Origin of the sequence: Bradyrhizobium nitroreducens, from assembly GCF_002776695.1 — a bacterium.
Classification (GTDB): domain Bacteria; phylum Pseudomonadota; class Alphaproteobacteria; order Rhizobiales; family Xanthobacteraceae; genus Bradyrhizobium; species Bradyrhizobium nitroreducens.
Genome location: NZ_LFJC01000003.1, coordinates 614,298 through 630,540, shown reverse-complemented (window position 1 = coordinate 630,540; position 16,243 = coordinate 614,298). Strand labels below are relative to the sequence as shown.

Sequence of the window (16,243 nt, the reverse complement as noted above, 5' to 3'; positions counted from 1 at the left end):
TCTACTCGGCGGCGGCTTCGGGACGCACCTGACGCGGCAGCGGGAAGAACTCGTTCTCTTCCGCGGCGGAGACCGTCTCCACATGCAGCGTGTAGCGCTCGGCGAACGCGTCCATGATCTCCTCGACGATCACCTCAGGCGCAGAGGCGCCCGCGGTGATGCCGAGGCTGGTGATGTTGCCGAACTTGGTCCAGTCGATGTCGGTGGCGCGCTGCGCCAGCACCGCGATCTTGCAGCCCTCGCGCTCGGCAACCTCGCGCAAGCGCTGCGAGTTCGACGAGTTCGGCGCACCGACAACGATCAAGGCGTCCACCACCGGCGCCACCTTCTTCACCGCGAGCTGGCGGTTGGTGGTGGCGTAGCAGATGTCTTCCTTGTGCGGGCCGTTGATGTTGGGGAACCGCTCCTTGAGCAGCGCCACGATCTCCGCGGTGTCGTCGATCGACAGCGTGGTCTGGGTCACGAAGGCGAGGTTGTTGGGGTCCTTCGGAGAGATGGTCTTGGCATCCTCGGCGGTCTCGATCAGGGTCACGGCGCCGGTCGGAAGCTGGCCGAGCGTGCCGACCACCTCGGGGTGATGGGAATGGCCGATCAGGAAGATCTCGCGGCCGCGCTTGAAATGGATCGCCGCCTCGCGGTGCACCTTGGTCACCAGCGGGCAGGTCGCGTCCAGCGAGAACAGATTGCGGGACTGGGCATCGGCCGGAACCGATTTCGGCACGCCGTGGGCCGAGAACACCACCGGGGCGCTGGTGTTTTCGGGAATTTCGGCCAGCTCCTCGACGAAGATGGCGCCCTTCTTCTTCAACCCGTCGACGACGTACTTGTTATGCACAATCTCGTGGCGAACATAGACGGGGGCGCCGTACTTATCGAGCGCCCGTTCCACGGTGTCGATCGCCCGGACCACCCCGGCACAGAAGCCGCGGGGAGAACAAAGCACGATCTTGAGGTCTGGTTTGGCTGACATTGAGCGATCTCGGGACCGAATCACCCGTTTCGCCTTCTGGCGGGGGCGGTCGATGGGATGGAATTGGGCTTAAAACGGTCGGCTTGAACTATACCGCGATTTCCTAGGGAATTGGGCCCCCTTTCGGGCGCTGTCAAGGCACTATCTATAGCAGAACCATTGCGTGGCCACCCCCTCCGGGCTTATATAGCGCGAATTCCCTGTCATCGCTGATGACCACCGGTTTCGCCTCCAGAGGGGTGGGCGAAGCACAAAGGAGATTTGCCATGAGCAACGCACCTCTGATGCCCAAGGCGACCGCCGTCTGGCTGCTCGACAACACCGCGCTGACCTTCGACCAGGTCGCCGATTTCACCAAGATGCATCCCCTCGAGGTGCGCGCGATTGCCGACGGCGATGCGGCCCAGGGCATCAAGGGCATGGATCCCCTCTCCAATGGCCAGCTGACCCGAGAAGAGATCGAGAAGGGCGAGAAGAACCCGGATTACCGACTCCGCCTTCAGGAGAGCAAGGTCGTGCTGCCGCCCCAGCCCAAGCGCAAGGGCCCGCGCTACACCCCGGTTTCGCGCCGCCACGAGCGCCCGAGCGCCATCCTGTGGCTGCTGCGCAGCCACCCAGAGCTCAAGGACGCCCAGGTCATGCGCCTGGTCGGCACCACCAAGAGCACGATCGCCAGCGTGCGCGACCGCACGCACTGGAACACGTCCCAGCTGACCCCGATCGACCCCGTCACCCTCGGCCTCTGCTCGCAGATCGAGCTCGATTTCGAAGTGGCGCGCGCGGCCAAGGAGAAGCCGGTCGATGCAGCCTATGGCGGCGCCACGCTGCTGCCGGCCTCCGAGACCACGAAGAAGGACGAGTACGAGCCGGCCGAGCGCTCGAGCGACGACCTCAACGTCGATGCCGTGTTCGCCAAGCTGAAGACGCTCGGCGGCAAGAAACAGGAAGACGAGGAGGAATAGTCCTCGCTCTTCGTTTCACGCCAAACGCAAAAAGCGCGGCAGGAACACCTGCCGCGCTTTTGTTTTGTGTACCCCCTCCTTCGGTGGTCGTCCCCGCGAACGCGGGAACGACAGCGGGATCTGCCGCGAGAGCAACGGTCTCAGAACTTGTACGTCACGCCCGCGCCGACCAGCCACGGATCGATATGCGCGGTGCCGGTGACCGGCAGGCCGGAGACGGTCGCGCTGTAGTCCGGACGCAGCCAGAGCTTCTTGACGTCGACGTTGAGACCCCAGTGCCGGTCGATCATGTAATCGAAGCCGAACTGCACGGCGCCGCCCCAGGCGTTGCTGACATGCAAATTGGTGGTGGTGGCGACGATCGCGGGCGGACCGGCGATTGCGGCCGGCGTATTGGCCGCCGAATTGTTGAAGAACACGGTGTAATTCACGCCGGCACCGATATACGGCTTGAACGCGCCGAACTGGTCGAAGTGATATTGCAGCGTCAGCGTCGGCGGCAGCAGCGTGGTCTTGCCGATCGGCAAATTCGCGAGCGAGCCGGTGCCGGTGATCGAGTGCCGGGTCACGCCGAGGATCAATTCGGCCGCGATGTTCTTGGTGAAGAAATAGCTGATGTCGAGCTCGGGGACGACCTGGTCGCTGATCGACAGGCCGGAATTCGGCGAGGACAGCGAGGGCACGCCCGCCACATTGACGGTCGAGCCGCCGGCATCCGGCAGCACGCCGAGCACGCGCAGGCGCACCATCCACGGATTGAACGCCTCGACCGGCGGCGGCGCCTTCTTGTAAACCGGCAAATCGGCGGCCTGCGCCGATGCAAACGTGCCCGCGATCATCGCGCCGAGCGTCGCAAGCCGCGCCAGGTTTCTTGTCGTTCTCTGCATTTCAGTCCCCTTCAGCCATCTCTCGCGCGTCGTTGCGCGACATGAGCGTCAGAGCAGAAAGGGGCCGCTGAAGGATTTGACCTCGATCAATTCAGGCAAACGTCGCCACGATTTGGCCATGGCGTTGCAGATGTGTCACGGAAAGGACGCATGCGGCGGCAAGATAATGCCGCACCTCGTGTCACGGCCGGTCGGGATGGTTCAGCATGTATTCGCCGAGATCGCGCTGACGCCGGTCGGCACGTGCGGTCGCGGCGTTGCGCTGGACGTCGCGGTCCTTGCGGCAGGCCACATATTCCGGCGAGCCCTGCGCATAGCCGCGGCCCTGGCAAACGGCGTCGTCATCGTCACCGCCCACCGCAACCGGATTCTGGTAGCGCGCGGAGCAGGCGGAGAGAGCGATGGCGAGCAGCACAGCTGCAAGCAGGCGCGGCACGGCGGCGAGTGGCATACGAGGTCCCCTGTTGGCCGGCCCTGTTTAGCGCGGAATGCGGAGATTGTAAGTCGGCAAGGCCGTCATTCGGGGACGGTCCGCAGGACCGAACCCGGAATCTCGAGATTCCGGGTTCGATGCTTCGCATCGCCCCGGAATGACGGCTCTAAACTTCACACCCGTCCCTTCAGCGCCTCCCCGATCTCGTCGAGCGCCTTGGGATCCTCGATCGTCGCCGGCATGGTCCAGGTGTCGCCATCGGCGATCTTCTTGATGGTGCCGCGCAGGATCTTTCCGGAGCGCGTCTTGGGCAGGCGGCCGACGGTGATGGCGAGCTTGAAGGCCGCGACCGGGCCGAGCTTGTCGCGCACCAGCGCGATGATCTCCTTCTCGATCTCGCTCGGAGCACGCTTGACGCCGGCCTTGAGCACCAGGAAGCCGCAGGGCACCTCGCCCTTGATCGCGTCCTTGACACCGAGCACGGCGCATTCGGCGACGTCGGGATGCGAGGCCAGGATCTCCTCCATGCCGCCGGTCGAGAGTCGATGGCCGGCGACGTTGATGATGTCGTCGGTGCGGCCCATGACGAAGACATAGCCGTCCTCGTCCTTGTAGCCGGCGTCCGAGGTTTTGTAATAGCCGGGGAATTCGCTCAAATAGGCTTCCTTGAAGCGCTCATCCTGATTCCACAACGTCGGCAGGCAGCCCGGCGGCATCGGCAGCTTGATGACGATCGAGCCCATGGTGTTGGGTCCGACCGGCTTGGCTGCCTCGTCGACCACGTCGACCTGGTATCCCGGCATCGGCACCGTCGGCGAGCCGTGCTTCACCGGCAGCATGCCGAGACCGACCGGATTGCCGGCGATGCACCAGCCGGTCTCGGTCTGCCACCAATGGTCGATCACCGGCACCTTCAGCTGCTGCTCCGCCCATTCCACCGTCGGCGGATCGGCCCGCTCGCCGGCAAGGAACAGGGTGCGGAATTTCGAGAGGTCGTATTGCCGGATGAACTTTCCTTCCGGATCGTCTTTCCGGATCGCGCGGAACGCGGTCGGCGCGGTGAAGAACGCCACCGCCTTGTGCTCGGCGATGACGCGCCAGAACGCGCCCGCGTCGGGCGTGCCGACCGGCTTGCCCTCATACATGATCGTGGTCGCGCCGTGCAGCAGCGGGCCATAGACGATGTAGCTGTGGCCGACCACCCAGCCGATGTCGGAGCCGCACCACCACACCTCGCCCGGCTTGACGCCGTAGAGGTTGAACATCGACCATTTCACCGCGACGAGATGGCCGCCATTGTCGCGCACGACGCCCTTCGGGATGCCCGTGGTGCCCGAGGTGTAGAGGATGTAGAGCGGATCGGTGGCGGCAACAGGCACGCAGGGCGCCTTCTTGCCGTCGTTCAGCGCCTTGCGGCGCAGGCTCGCCCAATCATAGTCCCGGCCCGGGGTCATGTCGCAGGTGAGCTGCGAACGTTGCAGCACGATGCAGGCCTTGGGCTTGCTGCCGGCAAGCTTGATCGCCTCGTCGAGCAGCGGCTTGTACTGCACGATGCGGCCGGGTTCGATGCCGCAGCTTGCGGAGAGAATGAGTTTCGGCTGCGCGTCGTCGATGCGGGTGGCGAGCTCTTTTGCGGCAAAGCCGCCGAACACCACCGAGTGCACCGCACCGATCCGCGCACAGGCGAGCATCGCGACCACGGCTTCCGGCACCATCGGCATATAAAGGATGACACGGTCGCCCTTGGCGACGCCGAAATCCTGCATGATGGCGCCAAGCGCCTGCACCTCGCTCAGGAGCTCGGCATAGGTCAGCCTGGTGATCGAGCCCGTCAGCGGCGAATCGTGGATCAGCGCGACCTGGTCGGCGCGGCCGCGTTCGACATGACGGTCGAGCGCGTTGTAGCAGGTGTTGACAACACCGCCGGTGAACCAGCGACCGTAGGTTCCTTGGCTGGGATCGAAGATTGTCTTGGGCGGCTGGATCCAGTCGATCTCCTTCGCCGCCTCGGCCCAGAAGCCTTCGGGGTCGGCGAGAGAGCGCGCATGGACCTCATGATAACGACTTTTACCGTCGACGTTCATTCCCGCGCTCCCGTTCCCTTTATTTGCCTGGCCCCGAACCTCGTGGCAGGACAGGCGCCCCGCCATGACCAGGATCAATGCCGGCCTTGTTTGCGGGCTATTTTCCCGGGAACTGGCCGCAGTTCAAGCTGAAAAGGATGGGGCCTTTTGAAGGTGGAGTTCGCGCGGCATTGGCGCTGCGCTCCCTCTCCCGCTTGCGGGGGAGGGCCGGGGTGGGGGTGCTTCCGCGTCGGGATTGCTCGAGGCCCTAGCAGGAAATTTCCAAGAGGAGAGAGCCCCCACCCGCCGCGCTCTTCGAGCGCGTCGACCTCCCCCGCAAGCGGGAGAGGTAACCGAGCCAGCCGCGCGACCTCGACCTCTTCAACTCTCCATCGCGGTCAGCTTCTGCAGGCGCTCCTGCATGACCTTCTTCAGGTCGTAGCCGGGGCGGCCAAAGCTGGCGTTGCGGAGGCTGAGGAAATCGCGCTGGGTCTTGCGCAGATCGCCGGCGGCACGCTTGTTCGCCGCCTTCAGCACGCGCTCATAGGTCTCGGCGATCTGGCGATCGAGCGCGCCGAGCTGCGGATCGGCGCAGATTACCTTCTCGACTTCGCGCTTGGCAGTGGCGCAATCGAACGACGGGCCGTTGCCGGAATTCGCCGCGAGCGGACGCTGTGGCTCATCGCCGAATTTCGCGATCTCCGCGATCAAGCTGCGGCGGCCGTTGGCAGCGTTCTCGTTGCCCGGATCGAGCTTGAGTGCCGTCTCGTAATCGGCCAGCGCCTTCTTGCGCTCGCCCATCTTCTTGTAGAGCACCGCGCGATTGTTGTAGGTCAGCGCGAAATTCGGATCGAGCTTCAGCGCAGCCTCGTAGTCGCCGAGCGCGGCTCCGAACTCACCCTTGAACTGGTAGGAATCGCCGCGATTGGTGAAGAAGTTCGGCCGGGGCGCCAGCCGCAGCGCCTGGTCGTAATCGGCGATCGCCTTGTCGTACTCTTTCATCGCGGCATAGGTGAGCCCGCGATTGTCGAAGTATTCCGGCACCTTCGGATCGAGCCTGATCGCCTCGCCGTCGTCGGCCACCGCCTTGTCGAGCTGGCCGAGCTTCTTGTAGGCGGCGCCGCGGTTGGTGTAGGTGCGCGGACGGTTGGGATCGAGCCGCAGCGCCTCGCTGAGATCCCTGATCGCCTTCTCGTTGTCGCCGCCGAGATAGTAGTTCACGCCGCGGTCGGACCATGCCTGCGCATCGTCCGGCTTCAACTTGATCGCCTGGTCGTAATCGGCGAGCGCACGGTCGAGCCTGCGTTGGGTGGTGTAGACGACACCGCGCAGCTCGTAGGCCTCCGCGTCCCGCGGATCGAGCTCGATCGCCTTGCTCAAATCCGCCGCCGCGCGATTGAGATCGCCGCCGGCCTCGCGCAAGAGGTCGCCGCGCAGGCGCCAGCCCTTTGCATTCCTGCCGTCGAGTGCGATGGCGCGGTCGATGTCCCGCAGGGCTTGCGTGAGGCCGCCCGAGATCCGCGCATTGGCGTCGGCGCGAACCAGCAGCGCCGCGGTGCGATCGGCCGTCGCGTTTGAGGTCTGGTCGATGATGGCGCTGCAGGCCGTGATCAGCTCGGAGGGAGCCGCCTTGCTGCCCATCACGCAATCGGTCTCGGCGAAGGCGGAAGTTGCGAGGGCGAAGCTCATGGCCGCGCCGGCGAGAAAGATCCGCAACGATGTCTTGGCCAGCGACGGGATTTGCGCGGAAAAATGCGTGCCGCACATGACAGGCTGCTCCGTGACGTCAGGTTTTCACCATTGTCGCGGCGGGATTGGGATGGGTTCAAATCGCCTCCCTCCCGGGGCGCCCCCTCAATACCCGTCGACCCCGTTGATCTGTTGCAGCCGCTCCTGCATCGCCTTCTTCAGGTCGTAGCCCGGCCGGCCGTATCCGGCGTTCCTGCGCGCGATAAACTCGTCCTGCTCGCGCTGGATCTTGCGGGCCTCCGCCGGGCTCTGGGCCTCGTGGAGGACGCGCAGATGCGATCCGTAGATATCTCGATCGAGATCGGCGAGCTCGCGATTGGCGCAGATCGCCTTCTCCACCGCACGGCGCGCGCGCGCGCAATTGAAGCTGGGCTTGCCGGCCACCGCCATCTGCGCACCGATCCGTTCGATCTCGCGCGCCATTGCCTTGTGGTTGGCCTTGGCCTTCTCGTGGTTCGGATCGATCTTCAGCGCCGCGCCGAAATCCTGCACGGCCTTGGGCTTGTCGCCCTTCCTCAGCCAGAGCTCGCCGCGCGCATTGAAGATGTCGGCCAACGCGGGATCGAGCGACAGGACGCGGCTGTCGTCGGCGATGGCGCGGTCGATCTGGTCGTGCCGGGCATAGAGCGCCGCGCGCGCGATCAGCGCCTTGACCAGATCTCCCTTCGCCGTCTTCTCATTGTCGATCACGGCCGCACAGGCCGTGGCGGCCTTGTCCAAATCGTCGGCCGCGGTCGCCGCCAGGCACGGTGCGACATCGACCTGGATCACTGCAGCCGGCTCGCCGCCGGTCGCGGCCTGGGCAGCGGCGAGCGAGAGCGCACAAAGCAACGCGGCGGCTGACGGTTGGAAGAGTTTTTGAAAACGCATGTTCGTTGCAGTCGGACGCCTTGCTTTCGGGCTCGCCTTACGTTTTGCCTCGGGACCGTACTATCCATCATACGGCCGGATTGGTGCTAGCTAGTAGCGCCGCTCACATCGGTTTCGGGGATCAACGTGTCGACATTCGAATGGATCATCGTGCTTCTGCTCGGCGCGGTTGGCTTATCGGCGCTGGCGCGGCGGATCAAGGTCCCCTACCCGACCTTTCTCGCCATCGGCGGCGCGCTGATCGCCTTCGTGCCGTCGAGCCCGTCCTGGACGCTAGAGCCCGACCTGGCACTGGCCCTTTTTGTCGCACCGGTCCTGCTCGATGCCGCGTTCGACACCTCGCTGCGCGATCTGCGCAACAATTGGGTTCCAGTCTCGACCCTGGTCGTCGCCGCGGTCGGCCTGACCACGGCCGGCGTCGCCTTCGTCGCGCACCGGTTGATGCCCGACATGCCCTGGGCCGCCGCAGTCGCGCTCGGCGCCATCGTGGCGCCGCCGGATGCGGCCGCCGCGGTCGCGATCCTGAGCCAGGTCAAGCTGCCCCACCGCATGGTGAAGGTGCTGGAGGGCGAAAGCCTGCTCAACGATGCCAGCGCGCTGCTGATCTATCGCATCGCGGTCGGCGCGGTCGCGACCGAGCATCTGACATGGAGCCAGGTCGCGCCGACCATGGCGCTCGCCCTGGTCGGCAGCATCGTCGCCGGCCTGGTCGCGGGCCACATCATTCCGCTGATGATGGAGCGGGTGAGGGAAGCTCCGAGCGCGATCATCGTGCAGTTCGCCACCACCTTCATGGTCTGGATCGCCGCCGAGCATCTCGGCCTCTCCGGCATCCTCACCATCGTGGTCTATGCCATGACGATGGCGCGCTCGGCGGGGATGCGCATGCCGGCGCGGCTGCGGGTGCCGTCCTATGCGGTCTGGGAGACCATGGTGTTCGTGCTCAACGTGCTCGCCTTCATGCTGATCGGCATGCAGATGCGGCCGATCTGGACGCGGCTGGACGCGGACGTGCGCTGGGAATATTGCGTGGCCGCGGCCTGGATCCTGCTCACCGTGGTGCTGGTCCGGCTGCTCTGGGTGACGTTCTACCGCGCGACCTTGCGCGTGCTGGTCGCGCAGGGGATCTATCATCCGAAGGACCCCAAGGCCGTCGCCTCGCCCAAGGGCGGCCTCATCATCTCCTGGTGCGGCATGCGCGGCCTCGTCACGCTCGCCACCGCCTTCGCGCTGCCGGAGAATTTTCCCTATCGCGACTTCATCGTCTTCATCGCCTTTGCCGTGGTGCTGGGATCGCTGGTGATCCAGGGCCTGACGCTGCGGCCGCTGATCCTGGCGTTCGGCCTCAGGGACGACGATCCCGTCGGCACCGAGGTCGCGCACGCGCGCGCCGTCGCCTATCGCGCCGCGCTGGACGCGATCGAGAGCGATCCGTCGGAGGAGGCCGAGATCCTGCGGCTCGAATATCGCGCCATCCTGATGCAGGCCGAGAACGATCCCAGGGGCGGCATCGCCAATGGCGAACTGCCCGCCGATCCGCTGCGCCGCCGCGCCATCGAGGCCGCGCGGAAATCGATCATCTCACTGCGCGCCACCGAGGTGATCGGCGACGATGCGTTTCACCGGCTCGAGGAGGAGCTCGATCGCGCAGAATTGAGCGCGGGGGGATGAGGTAACAATTTCTCTGTCGTCCCGGACAAGCGCGCTCTCAGGCGCACGCAGATCCGGGACCCATATGCACGAAATTGTGTTTGACGAAGACTCGGAGTGGGCAGCGGGCGTCACAACCACGTCCTGTGGTTATAGGTCCCGGATCTGCGCTTACGCTTGTCCGGGACGACAGCGGTGGCGGAAGCGGGCGTTGAACCAAACGCCATCTTCCCAGACTCACTCCTGATGACGACCCTGACCGACGACCGTCGTGTACGCGCGCGTGATGCGTCGCCTGCACGATATTTTTATCTCCACATGGCCCTGGCCTGCGCTGCCACGGCCTTTCTCGGTTTCGCACCGACCTATTGGATGCCGCTCGCCCACCGGACGTTGTCCGCAAGTCCCGTGATTCATTTTCACGGATTCTTGTTCTTCACCTGGTCGCTCTATTTCGTGCTCCAGACCTGGCTCGCGGCCTCGGGCCGCATAGTCAATCACCGCTCGCTCGGCATTGCCGGCGTCTCGCTTGCGACTGCGATGACGATCTTCGGCTTTCTCGCCTCGGTACACGTGATGCAGCATTCCGCAGCACTCGGGCAGAAAGAGGCCGGCATCGGTTTCTCGATCGTGCCGATGAGCGGGATCGCATTCTTCGCCATCGTGTTCGTGCTGGCAATCGTGAACACGCGCAAGCCCGAGATCCACAAGCGGCTGATGCTGCTGGCCGCGGTCTCGATCCTCGATGCCGCGATCGCGCGCTGGTTCCTGACCTTCCTCGCCCCTCCCGGACCGCCCGGCCCGCCGCCGGTGCCGGTGACGATCGCGCCGGCCGTCGTCGCGTCCCTTCTGCTCGTCGTCGCCATGGTGCGCGACTGGCGCACCGAGGGCCGCGTGCACCCGGTCTACATCTATGGCACGCTGGCGCTGCTGGCAGTGAAGGTGCTGAACTGGCCGGTCAGCGAGACGGCCGCGTGGCATGCGTTCGCCGGCGGGATATTGGCGCTGGCGCAGTAGCCACCGCTGTCGTCTCGGAAAAGCGAAGCCCCAGACAACGCGCAGCGTTGACTGGGGCGAAGCGCCAATAACCACAGGCAGATGTGGTTACGAGGCCTCGGAGTTACCGTTTAACAAGACAACTGCAGCCTGTGGTTATGGGTCCCGGGTTCGCGCTCTGCGCGCCCCGGGACGACAGCGGAGATTGAAGCTACGCCCCCGCCTTGCACGTGATCCCGCCGTCGACCACCAGCTCGATCCCCGTCACATATTTCGACTCGTCCGACGCCAGAAACAGCGCGGCGTTGGCGACGTCGAAGGCATCGCCCATATGGCCCATCGGCACCTGCGCGTCGCGGGCGCGCCACATCGCTTCCACGTCGCCCTTGGCGTAGCTGGCGGCGAGGCCGGCGGAGTGCTCGACCATCGGCGTCTTCATCAGGCCGGGCAGGATCGCATTCACCCGCACATGATGGCGCGCGAACTCGATCGCCGTGGTGCGCGTCATCTGGTTCATCGCGGCCTTCGAGGTGCCGTAGGTGACGTAGGAGATGCCCATGTGGCGGATCGAGGCGATCGAGGAGATGTTGATGATCGAACCGCCGCCTTGCTTCACCATGACGGGGATGACGTGCTTCATGGCGAAATAGGCGCTCTTGAGGTTGACCGAGAAGACGCGGTCCCAGCTTTCCTCGGTCACCTCGACCACGCTGCCCATCTCGGCGATGCCGACATTGTTGTCGAGCACGTCGATGCGACCATAGGCCTTCAGGCACGCCGCCACCATCGCCTCGATCTCGCTCGCGCGGGACACGTCGGCCGTGAACGCCGTGGCCTTGCCGCCCTCGCCGGTGATGATCTTCGCGGTCTCCTCGGCAGCAGTGCCGTTACGGTCGACACAAAACACCTGCGCGCCCTCACGCGCAAAGGTCACGGCGGTCGCCTTGCCGTTGCCCCAGCCCGGCCCGATCGAGCCGGCGCCCACCACCATTGCAACCTTGCCTTTGAGCCGATCCATCGCGTGTCTCCCGTGTTGTTGCTCTTTTTGTAGCCCGGATGGAGCGCCAGCGTAATCCGGGATCACCCTCCCGCATTGCGCTTCGCTCCATGCGGGCTACGGATCTTTGCAGACCTTCATCGTGGTGACGTTAGCCCCGATCGGATGCCCGACAATCTCCGACAGCGTCTGGCAGCTTCCCTCATGGCACAGCCGCCATTCCCCGGCCGCACCCGAATTGCCGAGCACGACCTCCTGCATCGGCGCACGCTTCGGCTGCCACTGAAACCAGCCGTCGACGAGCCGTGCCTCGGGCGGCGGCTCCATGCCGGGGCCGGTGCCCTTGACGCGAGCCTGCACCAGTTCGAGGCCATCGGGCGTGACGCGCCAATCCTCCTGCCAGTCGACCTTCGCGATCGAATGCGTCCACACCAGCGTGAACGCGGACAGCGCCAGCGTCTTCACGCCGGCGGCCGTTGCGAAACAGAGGCTCACACCGCCTCGACCGGCGCCGGCGGGCGCTGCCGCCATTGCCACAACACGAGCGCCGCAGCGAGCACGAAGCCCGCGGTGTCGCTGAACTGGAAATCGCCGAGCAGGCAGAACGCGGCGCCGAGCGCGACCAGGCGCTCGATCAGCGTCAGCTTCGTGAACAGGAATCCGATCGCGACCATGCCGAACAATGCGATCGCGACCAGTGCCTTCACGCTCGCCAGCGCCACGGCGCCGTAGAAGCCGAGCCTGGCCGCCATGGGATCGCCGGCTTGCAGCATCAAGGCCGGCGAATAGACGAAGATGAAGGGGATGACGTAGCCGGCAAGCGCGATGCGCATCGCCTCCCAGCCGATCTTGTCCGGATTCTCCTTCGCGATCGGCGCCGCCGCGAGCGCGGCCAGCGCCACCGGCGGCGAGAGATCGGCCATGATGCCGTAATAGAACGCGAACATGTGGCTCGCGATCAGCGGCACCCCGAGCTTGGCCAGCGCCGGCGCGGCGAGCGCGGCGGTGATGATGTAGGTCGGGATGGTCGGAATGCCGGTGCCGAGCAGGATCGACAGCAGCATGGTCATGATCAGCGCCAGGAACAGGCTCTTCTCGCCGAGCCCGATCACCCAGCCGCCGAAGATGGTGCCGACGCCGGTCTGCGACATCATGCCGATGATGACGCCGACGATGGCGCAGGCCATGCCGACGGTGATGGCGGATTTGGCGCTCTCGGCCAACGCGTCGCGGCACTCGCGCAAGGCCTTGAACCCGCCGCGCACGAAAGCCGTGATCAAGATCAGCCCGACGACGACGCTCGCGACCGGCACGATCTTGAGGCCGTCACGCGACAACGCTGCAACGACCAGCGCGAGCCCGACCCAGAAGATGATGCGGATCACGTTCGAGGATGCGCCCGTCGTGATGGCGGTCCCCAGGATCAGCGCCACGGTCAGGGCCAGGCCCATGCTGCCGGCATAGAGCGGCGTAAAGCCTTCGAACAGCATGTAGACCAGCGCAGCGAGCGGCAGCACGAGATACCAGCGCGTCACCAGCGCCTTCCAGGCGCTCGGGATCTCCGAGCGCTTCATGCCGACGAGGCCGTGCTTGCCGGCTTCGAGGTGCACCATCCAGAAGGCCGAGGCGAAATAGAGGATCGCCGGGATCGCCGCCGCCTTGACGATCTCCGAATATTGCACGCCGAGCGTCTCGGCCATGATGAAGGCGACCGCGCCCATCACCGGCGGCATGATCTGCCCGCCCATCGACGCCGTGGCCTCGACGCCGGCAGCAAACGCGCGGCGATAGCCGAACCTGATCATCAGGGGAATCGTGAACTGGCCGACGGTGACGACGTTGGCGACTCCCGAGCCGGAGATCGTGCCCATCATCCCCGAGGCGAACACCGCGACCTTGGCGGGTCCGCCGCGGGTGCGGCCGAACAGGCCCAGCGAGACGTCGGTGAAGAGCTGGATCATGCCGGCGCGCTCCAGGAACGAGCCGAACAGGATGAACAGGAAGATGTAGGTCGCCGAGACGTAGATCGGCACGCCGTAGAAGCCTTCGGTGCCGAACGACAGATGCGTGACGATCTGATCGAAATCATAGCCGCGATGGTTGAGCGGCGACGGCAGATACTGGCCGAAGAACCAGTAGACGAGGCAGGCCCCGCACATCAGCGGCAGCGCCGCGCCCATCAGGCGCCGCGTGCCCTCGAAGATCAGCACCGCCAGCAGCGTGCCGACCACGAGATCGAGCCGCGTCGGGTCGCCGTCGCGCGCGATCAAATCGGCGTAGAAGATCCACTGGTAGAGCCCGCAGAAGAAGCCGGCGCCGCCGATCACCCAGCCGAGTGCGCGGCCGGCGTTGCTCCTTGCGGTGAAGTTGGCGATCAGGCCGAAGGTGAGCAGGACCAGGAAGCCGACATGGACGCCGCGCACCACCTGGCTCGGCAGATAGTTGAAGGCGGCGACATAGAGCTGGAAGGTGGCGAAGGCGATGCCGATCCAATAGGCGAGCGCGCCCCACCGGCCCGGGCCGAAGCCTTCCGGAAAACCGTGCTCGAAATTGTCGAACTCGACCTTGATCTTGTCGGGCGCAGCTTCAATGGCCTCTGCCTGCGACATCGATATATCCCCGCGCCCTGAAATCGTCATGCCCGGGCTTGACCCGGGCATCCATCGAAAGATCAATCATGGAGGATGGATGGCCGGGTCAAGCCCGGCCATGACACCCGTCCTACTTGATCAGCCCTTTTTCCTTGTAATAGCGGATCGCGCCGGGATGCAGCGGAACCGGGCTGCCCGTGGCGGCGGTCTCGAGCTTGATCTCCTTGCCGGCCGCGTGCGCATTCTGCAATTCCGGCAGCGACTCGTAGACCAGCTTGGTCATCTGATAGGCGAGATCGTCCGACACCGCGGAACTGGTGACGAGATAGTTGATCACGGCCGCGGTCGGCACGTCCTTGTCCTGGCCGGTATAGGTGTTGGCCGGAATGATCGCGGAGACGAAGGGCGGGCCGATCTTGTCGACGGTCTCCTTCGGCACCGACACCACCGTGATCGGGCTCGAGGTCGACAGGTCCTTCAGCGATGCGACGCCGAGGCCGGCCGATTGCAGCGTCGCTGCGAGCTGGCGGTTCTTCATGAGGTCGACGGATTCGGCGAACGGCAGATATTCGACCTTGCCGAGGTCCTTGTAGCTCATGCCGGCGGCGGCCAGGATCGCGCGCGAATTCAGCTCCGTGCCCGATTTCGGCGCACCGACCGACAGGCTCTTGCCCTTGAGATCGGCCAGCGTCTTGATGCCGGACTCGGTGGTGGCGACGATCTGGATGTAGTTCGGGTAGATCGCGCCGATGGTGCGGAGCTTGTCGAGCTTGGTCTTGAAGCCGGCTTCCTCCTCGCCGTCCCAGGCCGCTTTCAGCGAGTCGCCCAGCGTGAACGCCAGCTCGCCGCGGCCCTGCTGCAGCAGGATCAAATTCTCGACCGACGCCTTGGTGGCCTGCACCTGCGTCTTCACGTTCGGAATCTTGTCGCCGTAGATCTTCCCGATCGCGACGCCGAGCGGATAATAGACGCCCGAGGTGCCGCCGGTCAGCACGTTGATGAAGGATTGCGCCTGCGCGCAAGGTGCCGACGCCGCCAGGGCAAGGGCCGCGGCCGCGCCGATAATGGTCCGTTTCATGGTTGTTGTTCTCCCCAAACCGGCGGCGAAATTGGCTGGATGAGGGAGGCGGGTCAACCCATCCAATAGACAAAACAGAACTGCGGGAAACGGCCGTTCCGGGCTCGATTATTTCGGGAACCCGGCGGCTGCGGCGACGTGGCGCAGCATGGACTTGGCGTGAGGGGCAATAGCTCGCGCCGCAAGCTCGGTCACCTCTCCGGCGTGCGGGAGAGGTCGCGCCGAAGGCGCGAGTGAGGGTTTTCTCCTCCAGGGATTGTCCCGATGCGGAGACACCCTCTCCCCAACCCTCACCCGCAAGCGGGGGAGGGAGCGCACCGTCTACGCAGTGGCGATCGAGCGCTCCCTCACTGGCAAGCCCTCACTGGCAAGCCCTCACTGGAACGTCATGTCCAGGCACTTGGAGATGTCGGAGCCGAGGCCGGAGGAGATGATGATGCAGCCGCGCACCTTCTGCGCGGTGACGTCGGCCGCCCAGATCGAATAGCCGCCGGGCCCGAAGAACGAGTTGGTGTTCGGCGGCTCGGTCTCGGTGGCGTCGAAATCGTAATGGCCGTCGGCCTCGAAGATGCGCGGCTTCTTGGTGCAGCCGCCGTCGGTCTGGACGTTGATGACTTCCTTGTTGTCGCGGGTCAGCGCCAGCGAAACCTGGCAGCGGAAATATTCCGAGGTCCTGGTGTTGAAGAGATAGGTGTAGGACTTGCAGGTCGCCGTGTTCAGCTTGCCCGGGGCAAGCCCGCGGCTGCACGAAATGCGCTGGTTGTGGCTGAGCTGGTAGTCGTCGGCCCGGGCGGCCGGCGCCAGCGCCGTCAACGACAATGCAGCGGCCCAGCAGAGTTTAATCACACGGCGCATCCGAATCATCCCTACCCATAATTTTGTCGAGTTGCGTTCTAGACGGAAAGCGGAACATAGTCGCGAGGGGACGAGGAGAAAATCACAAACTGCTGGGCAAGACGTGATGCGCTGCGGCGCTTTCGCAAATTGACCCTGATAT

14 protein-coding genes are annotated in these 16,243 nt (G+C 65.1%); 3 read left to right on the top strand and 11 right to left on the bottom strand.

The genetic code is table 11. The features are described 5' to 3' along the window. Position 1 precedes the first annotated feature (1 nt). Positions 2-970 (bottom strand): 4-hydroxy-3-methylbut-2-enyl diphosphate reductase, encoded by a 969-nt coding sequence (gene ispH, locus TSA1_RS03260; protein ID WP_100175086.1) that lies wholly within the window; start codon positions 968-970, stop codon positions 2-4. A 266-nt stretch (positions 971-1,236) separates the two neighbouring features. On the opposite strand from ispH, the gene TSA1_RS03255 reads away from it, so the two are divergent. After that, on the top strand, positions 1,237-1,932 hold the full coding sequence (locus TSA1_RS03255; protein WP_174718730.1) for a DUF1013 domain-containing protein: 696 nt from the start codon (positions 1,237-1,239) through the stop codon (positions 1,930-1,932). 140 nt (positions 1,933-2,072) lie between these two features. Here TSA1_RS03255 and TSA1_RS03250 read toward each other — a convergent pair whose 3' ends face one another. The 5 genes from TSA1_RS03250 to TSA1_RS03220 all read right to left on the bottom strand — a co-directional run bounded on the left by TSA1_RS03250 (position 2,073) and on the right by TSA1_RS03220 (position 7,934). Next, positions 2,073-2,819 (bottom strand): OmpW/AlkL family protein, encoded by a 747-nt coding sequence (locus tag TSA1_RS03250; RefSeq protein ID WP_100175084.1) that lies wholly within the window; start codon positions 2,817-2,819, stop codon positions 2,073-2,075. Positions 2,820-3,000: 181 nt separating this feature from the next. Beyond that, positions 3,001-3,270, bottom strand: a complete 270-nt coding sequence (locus TSA1_RS03245) for a hypothetical protein (protein ID WP_100175083.1) — start codon at positions 3,268-3,270, stop codon at positions 3,001-3,003. Between the two features lie 155 nt (positions 3,271-3,425). Continuing rightward, positions 3,426-5,336 (bottom strand): propionyl-CoA synthetase, encoded by a 1,911-nt coding sequence (locus tag TSA1_RS03235; protein WP_100175081.1) that lies wholly within the window; start codon positions 5,334-5,336, stop codon positions 3,426-3,428. A gap of 360 nt (positions 5,337-5,696) precedes the next feature. Then, positions 5,697-7,082: a tetratricopeptide repeat protein gene (locus TSA1_RS03225; protein ID WP_100175079.1), complete on the bottom strand. Its 1,386-nt coding sequence runs from the start codon at positions 7,080-7,082 to the stop codon at positions 5,697-5,699. Positions 7,083-7,169: 87 nt separating this feature from the next. Continuing rightward, the gene (locus TSA1_RS03220; RefSeq protein WP_100175078.1) at positions 7,170-7,934 is read right to left on the bottom strand and encodes a tetratricopeptide repeat protein; all 765 of its coding nucleotides are present in this window, start codon (positions 7,932-7,934) and stop codon (positions 7,170-7,172) included. A 126-nt stretch (positions 7,935-8,060) separates the two neighbouring features. Here TSA1_RS03220 and TSA1_RS03215 point away from each other — a divergent pair, with 126 nt between their 5' ends. Together TSA1_RS03215 and TSA1_RS03210 are read left to right on the top strand one after the other, a co-directional pair. Then, a complete protein-coding gene (locus tag TSA1_RS03215; protein ID WP_100175077.1) occupies positions 8,061-9,605 on the top strand; it encodes a cation:proton antiporter in 1,545 nt (514 codons plus the stop codon). Positions 9,606-9,830: 225 nt separating this feature from the next. Then, positions 9,831-10,601, top strand: coding sequence for a hypothetical protein (locus tag TSA1_RS03210; protein WP_100175076.1), 771 nt, complete (start codon positions 9,831-9,833; stop codon positions 10,599-10,601). 190 nt (positions 10,602-10,791) lie between these two features. Here the strand turns inward: TSA1_RS03210 and TSA1_RS03205 are convergent, their stop codons facing one another. From TSA1_RS03205 to TSA1_RS03185, 5 genes are all read right to left on the bottom strand, one after another. Continuing rightward, positions 10,792-11,598, bottom strand: coding sequence for an SDR family NAD(P)-dependent oxidoreductase (locus TSA1_RS03205; RefSeq protein WP_100175075.1), 807 nt, complete (start codon positions 11,596-11,598; stop codon positions 10,792-10,794). A gap of 96 nt (positions 11,599-11,694) precedes the next feature. Next, entirely contained in the window at positions 11,695-12,108 is a 414-nt protein-coding gene (locus TSA1_RS03200; RefSeq protein WP_100175074.1) for a DUF1850 domain-containing protein, read from the bottom strand. Beyond that, positions 12,069-14,186 carry a TRAP transporter permease gene (locus TSA1_RS03195; protein ID WP_100175073.1) on the bottom strand — a complete coding sequence of 706 codons (2,118 nt, stop codon included), beginning with the start codon at positions 14,184-14,186 and terminating at the stop codon, positions 12,069-12,071. Before TSA1_RS03195 ends, TSA1_RS03200 begins: the two co-directional genes overlap by 40 nt. 112 nt (positions 14,187-14,298) lie before the next feature. After that, complete coding sequence (locus TSA1_RS03190; protein ID WP_100175072.1) at positions 14,299-15,246, bottom strand: TAXI family TRAP transporter solute-binding subunit; 948 nt, start codon at positions 15,244-15,246, stop codon at positions 14,299-14,301. Positions 15,247-15,621: 375 nt separating this feature from the next. Then, complete coding sequence (locus TSA1_RS03185; protein ID WP_174718729.1) at positions 15,622-16,101, bottom strand: hypothetical protein; 480 nt, start codon at positions 16,099-16,101, stop codon at positions 15,622-15,624. Positions 16,102-16,243 lie beyond the last annotated feature (142 nt).